Origin of the sequence: Streptomyces sp. (genome assembly GCF_035563135.1) — a bacterium.
GTDB lineage: Bacteria > Actinomycetota > Actinomycetes > Streptomycetales > Streptomycetaceae > Streptomyces.
Genome location: NZ_DATMVN010000017.1, coordinates 1 through 9204 on the forward strand (window position 1 = coordinate 1; position 9204 = coordinate 9204).

The 9204-nt window shown below is 70.1% G+C and carries 9 protein-coding genes and 2 pseudogenes; 7 read left to right on the top strand and 4 right to left on the bottom strand.

What is annotated here, in order from left to right:
* From VN520_RS00905 to VN520_RS00915, 3 genes and pseudogenes are all read left to right on the top strand, one after another.
* Positions 1-589: pseudogene (locus VN520_RS00905) on the top strand (serine/threonine protein kinase); the annotation flags it as partial.
* Positions 590-661: 72 nt separating this feature from the next.
* Complete coding sequence (gene mqnC / locus VN520_RS00910) at positions 662-1861, top strand: cyclic dehypoxanthinyl futalosine synthase (RefSeq protein WP_325744877.1); 1200 nt, start codon at positions 662-664, stop codon at positions 1859-1861.
* A 7-nt stretch (positions 1862-1868) separates the two neighbouring features.
* Positions 1869-2513 carry an imidazolonepropionase-like domain-containing protein gene (locus tag VN520_RS00915; protein ID WP_325744878.1) on the top strand — a complete coding sequence of 215 codons (645 nt, stop codon included), beginning with the start codon at positions 1869-1871 and terminating at the stop codon, positions 2511-2513.
* A 90-nt stretch (positions 2514-2603) separates the two neighbouring features.
* Here VN520_RS00915 and VN520_RS00920 read toward each other — a convergent pair whose 3' ends face one another.
* The gene (locus tag VN520_RS00920; RefSeq protein ID WP_325744879.1) at positions 2604-3416 is read right to left on the bottom strand and encodes a DUF3152 domain-containing protein; all 813 of its coding nucleotides are present in this window, start codon (positions 3414-3416) and stop codon (positions 2604-2606) included.
* Between the two features lie 412 nt (positions 3417-3828).
* Here VN520_RS00920 and VN520_RS00925 point away from each other — a divergent pair, with 412 nt between their 5' ends.
* Entirely contained in the window at positions 3829-4521 is a 693-nt protein-coding gene (locus VN520_RS00925) for a demethylmenaquinone methyltransferase (RefSeq protein ID WP_325744880.1), read from the top strand.
* 355 nt (positions 4522-4876) lie between these two features.
* Positions 4877-5591: pseudogene (locus VN520_RS00930) on the top strand (IS5 family transposase); the annotation flags it as partial.
* 43 nt (positions 5592-5634) lie between these two features.
* On the opposite strand, the gene VN520_RS00935 reads toward VN520_RS00930, so the two are convergent.
* The 3 genes from VN520_RS00935 to VN520_RS00945 form a co-directional block, all read right to left on the bottom strand.
* Entirely contained in the window at positions 5635-6243 is a 609-nt protein-coding gene (locus VN520_RS00935) for a HEAT repeat domain-containing protein (RefSeq protein WP_414719744.1), read from the bottom strand.
* A 411-nt stretch (positions 6244-6654) separates the two neighbouring features.
* Complete coding sequence (locus tag VN520_RS00940) at positions 6655-6864, bottom strand: DUF397 domain-containing protein (RefSeq protein ID WP_325744882.1); 210 nt, start codon at positions 6862-6864, stop codon at positions 6655-6657.
* Complete coding sequence (locus tag VN520_RS00945) at positions 6861-7691, bottom strand: helix-turn-helix transcriptional regulator (protein WP_325744883.1); 831 nt, start codon at positions 7689-7691, stop codon at positions 6861-6863. The genes VN520_RS00940 and VN520_RS00945 overlap by 4 nt, the downstream gene beginning before the upstream one ends.
* A 105-nt stretch (positions 7692-7796) precedes the next feature.
* Between VN520_RS00945 and VN520_RS00950 the strand changes: the two genes are divergently transcribed.
* Positions 7797-8057, top strand: a complete 261-nt coding sequence (locus VN520_RS00950; protein ID WP_325744884.1) for a hypothetical protein — start codon at positions 7797-7799, stop codon at positions 8055-8057.
* Positions 8054-8680, top strand: coding sequence for a hypothetical protein (locus tag VN520_RS39520; protein WP_414719745.1), 627 nt, complete (start codon positions 8054-8056; stop codon positions 8678-8680). Before VN520_RS00950 ends, VN520_RS39520 begins: the two co-directional genes overlap by 4 nt.
* Positions 8681-9204: the final 524 nt, after the last annotated feature.

Sequence of the window (9204 nt, forward strand, 5' to 3'; positions counted from 1 at the left end):
CGCCCCGGACACCGGCCCGCGGTCCGGTACGCGCCGGGGGCGACGGGTCAGCTGCACCGTCGCCCTGACCGTCGCGGGCGCCCTCGCGGTGGCGACCGTCGGCGCCGCGATGCTGGGTGACCTGTTCAAGGACGGCGGCGACCACGGCAACGACGCCGCGCAGCAGCCCCCGGCGGCCGGGCGGACCTCTCCGCCGGCTTCGGCGTCCGCGTCGGTGGACGTGCTGCCCAAGGCGTTCGCCGGCACCTGGAAGGGCCCCACGACCGAGCGCAGCGGCGCACCGCACGGCACCCTCACCGCCGTGTTCGTGCAGGGCGGGAAGGGGGAGGAGGTGGTCCGGCTGTCGTACCGGTTCGACGCGCTCGGGACCACCGTGATCTGCAAGGGCGTCGGCACGCTCGTCTCCGGCACGGCCACCGAGCTGAAGGTCCGCGAGCGCGCCGACCCGGACGCCCGCACCGGTGCGCTGTGCACCGGGGGCGAGGCCGACCTGGTCTTCACCCTGACCTCCGAGGGCACCCTGCGCTACGAATCCCACGAGGAGGCGGCGGGCACGCCGAAGGGCACACTCACCCGGTCCGGCGGCTGACCCCACAAGGGGCTGGCGTACGCTGGATCGGTCCGTGGAACCGCAGAAAAACCGCCGAAAGGTGACAGCCCGGTGACCGAGAAGGCCGACCTTCAGCCCATCCTCGACCGCGCCGCCGAAGGCGGGCGGATCACTCCTGAGGAGGCGCTCGACCTGTACAGGTCGGCACCGCTGCACGCGCTGGGGGCCGCGGCCGACGCCGTACGCCGCCGCCGCTACGCCGGTACGGAGCACATCGCGACGTACATCATCGAGCGCAACATCAACTACACCAACGTCTGCGTCACGGCCTGCAAGTTCTGCGCGTTCTACGCCCCGCCCAAGGACACCGGCAAGGGCTGGTCCCGCGACCTCGACGACATCCTGCGCCGGTGTGCCGAGACCGTCGAGCTGGGCGGCACCCAGATCATGTTCCAGGGCGGCCACCACCCGGACTACGGCGTCGAGTACTACGAGGAGCACTTCTCCGCGATCAAGAAGGCGTTCCCGCAGCTGGTCATCCACTCGCTGGGCGCCTCCGAGATCGAGCACATGGCCCGCATCTCGGGTGTCTCCGCGAAGGAGGCCATCCAGCGGATCCACACCGCCGGCCTCGACTCCTTCGCCGGCGCCGGCGCCGAACTCCTGCCCGCCAGGCCGCGTACGGCGATCGCCCCGCTCAAGGAGTCCGGCGAGCGCTGGCTGGAGATCATGGAGATCGCGCACGGCCTCGGTGTCGAGTCCACCTCCACCATGCTGATGGGCACCGGCGAGACCAACGCCGAACGCATCGAGCACCTGCGGATGATCCGCGACGTCCAGGACCGCACCGGCGGCTTCCGCGCCTTCATCCCGTACACCTACCAGCCGGAGAACAACAAGCTGAAGGGGCGGACGCAGGCCACGCTCTTCGAGTACCTGCGGATGATCGCCATCGCCCGGCTCTTCCTCGACAACGTCGCCCACATCCAGGGCTCCTGGCTGACCACCGGCAAGGAGGTCGGCCAGCTCTCCCTCCACTACGGCGCGGACGACCTCGGCTCGATCATGCTGGAGGAGAACGTCGTCTCCTCGGCCGGTGCCAGGCACCGCTCGAACCGGCTGGAGATCATCGACCTGATCCGCAAGGCGGGCCGCGTCCCCGCCCAGCGCGCCACCACCTACGAACACCTGGTCGTCCACGACGACCCGGCGAACGACCCGGTCGACGAGCGCGTCGTCTCGCACATCTCCTCCACGGCGATCGCGGGCGGCACCGCCCACCCGGAGCTGAAGCTCCTCGACGCCAACTGAGGCACCGGTGCTGACCGTTCACGCCGCGCCACTCGTCCTTCCGGTCGGCGCTGCGGGCATCGCCGACGGCGCGGTCGCGGTGGACGGCGACCGGATCGTGGCCCTCGGGCCGTACGACGGGGTGACGGCCGCCCACCCGGCGGCCCGGGTCCGGCAGTGGCCGGGCGTCCTCACCCCGGGCCTGCGCCAGTGGGACGGCGTCGCGCTGCTGACCCGCTGCTACCACCCGGACCCGCGCGAGGCGGACGAGCTCGGCGAGCAGCCGCTGACCGGGGCCGATTTCGAGCGGCTGGCCGGGCGGATGGACGAACCCCGCCGGGCGGGCAGCGTACGCCGCGGACTGCAACGCATGCTGCGCCACGGCACCACCCATGTCGCGGGCGCCTTCACCGATCCCGCCGTACGCACCGCCGTGGGCCGCGCGGGCCTCACGGTGGTGCCGCCTGTGGGGGGCCCGGCCGGCGGACCGGACCTGGACCCCTTCGCCGGGGGGCGTGATCTCGCGGCTGCCGCACACGGCCCGCTCGCCGTCGGGGGCCGCGCGGACCTCGCGGTCTTCGACGTGCCGGACGAAGCGGCACTGTGCGCGGCGGGCGCCCGGACCTGCGTGGCCACGGTCCTCGGCGGGCGGCTGGTGCACCGGCGGCGGTGAGGCGGCGGTGGTGAGACGGCGGTGCGGGCGAGCGCACCGGCGGCGGGTGACGGCCGCACCGAGGTGAGCCACGGCCGCACCGGTGGCGGGTCACGGGACCGAGGGCCCGCCCAGGTAGCGGCCGTTCGCGTCGTACGGCCAGGCGTTGGACGTGCAGCCCTTCAGCCCCTTGATCTGCTGCATCATGGCGGGCGCGGGCTTGCCGGGTCCGGGGCAGGTCTCGTGGCCGTGCCCGAGCCAGTGGCCCACCTCGTGGTTGATGATCAGGGCCCGGTACTCGGTCGCCGGACCGTCGAAGGTCGGCGAACCGAGCTGCCACCGGGCCAGGTTGACCATGACGTTCTTCCCGCCGCGGCAGTTCACCTCGCCCCTGGTGTTCAGTCCGTACTGTCCGCAGAGCCGGTCGGTGGTCTTCGGCGTCCCTATCCGGATGACCAGCCCCGCCGATCCGTCGTCGACCTGACGGAACGTACGGGTCCCGTCCTTGCTCCAGCCCCGGGGGTCGGCGAGTATCTCCGCGATGTCCTCGGCGGCGCTGTCCGGGTCCACACCGCTGCCGTCCTCCACCTCGACGCGGTAACGGCTGCCGCCACCCCCGGACGGGACGCCCGCACGGGCCACGGTGAAGGTGCCGGGGCCGGACTGCGGCACGGAGTCCGGATCGACGGACTCCTCGGCGCTCGGCGAGCTCACCGGGGACTCCGAGGGCCCGGGGCTCACCGCCGCCTTCGGCGAGGCCGGCACCACCGGCGGAACCACGGCCTCCGGGGAGGCCGGAGCCGCGTCCTGGCCGGCCGCGACCGTGGCGTCGTCGTCCTGCCACGGCGGGGCGAGGTAGAGGAACGCCGCGACGGCCACCACCGTGATCACCGCACCGGTGAACCCGGCGCGTCGGCGCCGCATCCGTCTTCGGCGGGCCCTTAAGCCCCTCCGGGCCTGTGCGCGGGAGGGCCGGCCCCCGGGAGCGGGCCCCCTGGCCGGCCGGCGGGCACCGGAGTCGTTCCGTATGCGAGGCGCGTCGTCACTGTGCATGTTCTGGTGATCACCCGTGGTCTCGGAGCGTCCGCACGGGGGGACGGACATCCGCCCCGCGCGCTGATCTGCTTCTCGGGCACCGGGTGGACACCGGCGCAGAAAACCCTTTCCCCTCGCCGGGTGAGACGCCGATCAGGACAGTGATGTTCCCGAAATCGGGAAGACGTTCGAGGTGGTGGCCCGTCCGGTCGGAGCCCCGGGGCGCACTGCCGGCGCCGAAAGGCTGAAGATGCTCCACGCCGCCGGGAGCGGCCGGGAGCCGGGCTGCTTGAATGGGACGGTGACCCGAGCATCCCTGGACAAGCAGCCGCACGAAGTCGCCTCGATGTTCGACGACGTGGCGGCGAACTACGACCTCACCAACGACGTGCTGTCGCTCGGACAGGCGCGGCTCTGGCGCAGGGAGGTCGCCCGCGCCGTCGACGCCCGGCCCGCCCAGAAGATCCTCGACCTGGCAGCGGGCACGGCCACCTCCTCGCAGCCGTTCGCGCAGGCCGGTGCCTACGTGGTGCCCTGCGACTTCTCGATCGGCATGCTCCGGGTCGGCAAGGAGCGCCACCCGTGGATGCCCTTCACTGCGGGCGACGGCACGAAGCTCCCCTTCAAGGACGAGACCTTCGACGCGGTCACGATCTCCTTCGGGCTGCGCAACATCCAGGACACCGGTGCCGCGCTGAGCGAGCTGTACCGGGTCACCAAGTCCGGCGGCCGTGTGGTGATCTGCGAGTTCTCCCAGCCGACGTGGACGCCCTTCCGGACCGTGTACACCGAGTACCTGATGCGTGCGCTGCCGCCGGTGGCCCGGGCGGTGTCGTCCAACCCGGACGCCTACGTCTACCTCGCCGAGTCGATCCGCGCCTGGCCCGACCAGCCCGGCCTCGCGGCGCTGTTGCAGAAGGCCGGCTGGTCGAAGGTCGCCTGGCGCAACCTCACCGGGGGAGTGGTGGCACTCCACCGGGGCGTACGCGACTGAACCCGGTCGCAGGTCTCGGAGCTTCGGCCGGACGCAGTACGCCTCCTGCCTCGGCGCCGGGGTGGTGTACGTCTCGGCCTGGGGCAAGCGGGAACGCCCTGGCCCTGGTCGATGGGGCGGTGTTTTGACCGCGCCATCCGGCCTACGAGCGACACGCACGGCCTTGGCGAGGTAGCCAAGGCTCATGGGCCCGCCCTCGCTGTGGGCTGTTCGCGCGTTCCGAGCCTCCGGGTTCGCTGCCTGAGATGTGCCCCGCCATGCGCTTCCTGACCGGAGCGCGGCGGGGCCTTCGTCGTTCCGTGTGGAGGTACAGCGAAGCCCCGTCGTTGCGAGCGTGATGAGGCTGCTTTGGGCGGGTGGGGTCCGGCGCCGGGCCGGTGACCGTGAGGCTCTGGCCGCGATCATCTTCGTGGCGACTTCGGGCTGCACCTGGCGCCAGCTCCCGCCGGTCTTCGGACCGGCCTGGCCCACGGTCTGCCGACGCTTCGCTCAGTGGAGTGGGGGCGGGTCTGGGCCCGGCTCTATCGGATCGTGCTCGATGAGCTTGGTGCCCGGGGTGAACGTGACTGGTCGCGGTGCGCGATCGACTCGGTCAGCGTCCGGGCTGCACAAGGGGGCCTCTGACGGGACCGAATCCGACCGATCGCGGCAAGCTGGGATCGAGGATTCACCTCACCACTGACCGCGACGGACTACCGCTGTCACTGGATATCTCAGGTGCGAACATGGACGACAGCCTGGCCTTGAGCCGCTGGTGCGCGGCATCCCGCCCATCCGCTCCCGCCGAGGCCCACGCCGTCGACGCCTGGCGAAACTGCACGCCGACAAGGGCTACGGCTACGACCACCTGCGTCGGTGGCTCCGCAGCCGTGGCATCCGCCACCGCACCGCCCGCAAGGGCGTCGAGTCCCCACAACGGCTCGGCCGCCATCGGTGGGTGGTCGGAGAGGACCGTGTCCTGGCTGGGCGGCTGCCGCCGGCTCCACCGCCGCTACGAACGCAAGGCCGAACACTTCCTCGCCCTCGTCGGGATAGCCGCAACCCTGATCAGCTTCCGCCGACTGAGATGACCCCGTCCGGCACACCTACGCGCCACAGGTCGTTCGGGCCACGCTAGAGCGGGCGATACGTCTGGTACCTGCCTTCCAGCGACGTGGCCGCCGCATCAGCTACGTCCGCCCGCGGACCTGCCTCACACCTCTCCAGGAATGCGCGGACCCGCTCACCCGGCCATCCCGCTGCTGCCGCTGCCACCCAGAAGCGCAGTCCATCGTGCGAGTTCAGCGGCGCAAGAAAATCGAGGATGTAGTCGACGGTCTCCGGCTCCGGCACCGCGCGCAGCATGGCGACAGCGCGGAGGGCTCCCTCGGCAAGCATGGGCGTTCCGCTGTCCAGGCACCATCGCACCGGGACTGAGACTCCCTCTTCCGCGCTGCGCAGCCGCACGATCGAGTCGCCAAGGGCGACATACACCATCGTGGCTTCCAGGGGCCGCTGAGTCAGATCACTCAGGAACGGGACCGCCGGCCGGTGATCGCACGCTCCGAGTGCCATGACCATCTGGTACTGGGTTTCCCACGTCCGCAGGTCGAGAACCTCGCGTTGGAGAGCCAGCAACAGCGCCGGGCCAGCGGCCGTGACAGCGAGCTTGCGCAGTCGTTTCGCAGCCGCACGTCGCTTCGCCGAGGACCTGTCGTCAAGCTGAGCGACCGCCTCGTCCAACGTCAACACCGCGTACGCCTCCTGATGAGATCCAATCGATCGACAACGCTAGGTGCTGCCACTGACACTGAGCGGCGGGCGACGACTTCGGCCGTCAGACAGCCATAAGAAAAGACGCCTTGTACCAACGGGGGGACTCGGTCATGGGGTGCCCTTTCGTAACTGTTCGAGCGTGGTTACGGATGCTGCTCGCGAAGCAGCTTCGGCGTGGAGCTGATGGTAGGTCGTAGGCATGGGCTGTACGACCCTCATGTCCCGTTTCGGCTGTCCCTGCTGTTGTGCAGACTTGGAGTATGCGACCGGCCTGGAAGGCGTGGCGGGGTTTTCGTCGTTTCGTGTGGAGGTACAGCAAAGCCCCACCGTGCCGAGCGCGATGGGGCCGCTTTGAACGGGCGGGGTCCGGCCGCTTGGTCAGGCGGTGCCGAACCCTCCGGCCTTGACGCCCGCGACGAAGGACGTGAAGGAGCTGGTGGCGAAGTCCAGAACCGGGCCGGCCGGGTTCTTGGAGTCACGGACGGGGACGATGCCGCGCGGGGCGACGAGGTTGGTGGCGACCTCGACGCACTGGCCGCCGTTACTGCTGTACGAGGACGTGAACCAACGGGGGGATTCGGTCGTCACTGGGTGCCCTTTCGTAACTGTTCGATCGTGGCTACGGACGCCGCTTGCGAAGCAGCTTCGGCCTGTAGCTGATGGTAGGCCGTCAGCATGGGCTGCACGAACCTCATATCTCGCTCCAGATGTCCCTGCTGTGCAGACTCGGAGTATGCGATATGCGATCGGTCCGGGAGGATGAGGAGGGTCACCGGCAAGTCGAACGAGCGCCGCTCCCCAAGGTCGAACGGAGCCACTTGAAGGACTGTGGAAGGTAGCTCGGCGAACGTAACGAGCCGATCCAACTGAGCTGCCATGACCCCGGGGCCCCCGACTTGTCGCCGGATGCAACTCTCGTCCAGCACTGCGTAGACAAGTGGTGGGGGTGTCCGGCTAAGGGCGGCTTGTCGCTCAGCAAGGTGAGTAAGCCGTTCCTCTGCCTGCTGTTCTGTGATCGCTCCCCGCCGCACTGCGCCCGTCGCAATTGCTGCCGCATACTCCGGGGTCTGAAGCAAGCCTGGAATGATGCCCAGTTCAAAGAGCCGTATCTCTGCGGCGCGTAGCTCCTGCTGTACGTACTCCGGGAACCCCTCCAGAAGCGCTGTGTTCTTGATGGCGTGCACCATGCGCTGAAACCTGTCACCCGTACCGAGTGCCTTGTCAACACTGATCGCGAAGCGACCAGTTGGAGGGCGTCGACCAACTTCGACGGCGGAAATGTGCGTCCCGGTGTACCCCATGCGCACGCCTAGCTCGTCCTGTGTCCAGCCTCGCTCGTCCCGCAGTGCTCGCAGGCGCTCACCAAAAGCCGCCGCTGGTGACGCTTCGGGGTTCAGTGCTTTCCGGTTCACCATGCACAGTCCCTAACTCTCCGAACGCAACTCCCAAGTTGAAGACAGCGTGACTCTAGACCACGCTGAGTCGCCCGAGTAGCGGAACAACTACGGAGAGGAGCGGTGGTGTCTGCGCAGAACGTTCCCCCGGACGGGCACGGACCCGCCCATGTTCCGGCCCCCGGCACGCTCGTCGTGGACACCGGAAACGGTGACCAGGTGGGCGAGTTCCGGGGGTTGGCCGGCCCGTACTGGGCGCTGCGGCCGGTCTGCGGTGGGCCCGAGTGGGAAGCGGAGCCCGAACGCGTCCGGCCCGCCGATCCGATGGAGCGGCTGCGTGCGATAAACGCCAGGAAGAACGCCCGCAGCGAAGGGCGCATCCTGTGAAGCCCGTTGCCCCCTTATCTGACCTGCGCTTCCGGGCCGAGGTCTACGGGGGTGACGCGGGGGTGAGTGTCTGTCTCGGTGGTCTCGACGTACAGAGCCCCCGGCGGGCGCTGCGGTGGTTACGACGGCAGGCGCACCGGTTCGCCGACGCCCTGGACCCTGATCCGTCCACCGCATGGGCCCCGCCCCAGACACTGCGACCCGTCGCGCACACCGAGCGGGACGCTCCCGCCGAACTCCGGTTCTGGGCCGGGGACGCCGAGTGCCAGGAGCACGCGGTGCACCGGCTCACCCAAGGTCACCCGTACGAGTTCCTGGCACACGACGACACCTGTTGGTACGCACTCACCGCACACCCCTTGAGCACCCCCGCACCCGCCCGGCTCTTCGGGGCGCCGGCTCCCGCACAGCTCCCGCCCGGCCGCGCCTGGAACGCCATGTGCGGCCGGGTGGGTCCAAGCAGCGATCAGCACGACGACACGGAGGGAACACCCATGACCCTGCTCATCGAACCGCCCACCCGCGAACCGGTCGCCGGTGTCCACTCCCTGGAACTGGAGATCGCCGGAGCGTGCCAAGTCACGTACGCGCATTGCTTGTCGGAGGCGGTGACGGGGACGTGACCGGGCAGGTGGAGCGGGACATGGCGGGGTTCGTGCTCACCCGGAGCGCGGAAGGGAACGAGCACGGTACGGGCCGCTGTTCCGTTGGACACCGAGGGCTCATTGCCGCTGCTCGGTGCGCGGGTCCGCATCACGCCCGAGGGGGTGTGCCGCCCGCCCCGTGGGACGTGGTGCGCGTCCCTGGGTGACCGTTGAGCCCCGTCCGCTCGTCCGACGCCCCCGAGTCGGACGGGCGGGCGGTCTCCCCCGACCGGACAGGCCCCGAGTAGGGACAGGACGTGTTCCGCCCGAACTGACGTGTTCGGACTCCCGCCCCGGTCCGCCCCGCGAGATGTGAGCCGGCCCGGTCATGACGGGCCGATCTTCCAGGGGTGCCGCACCCATACCGGTGCGGTGAGGGAACAGTCCCGCCCGTGTGCTGCCCCGCGTGGCGCACGGGCGGGGCACCTGACCCTTTCCGTCCTCAAGCAGAGAGAACAGCCGTGCGCGTCCCCATCCCCTACGTTGCCGCCCGCAGCACCGAG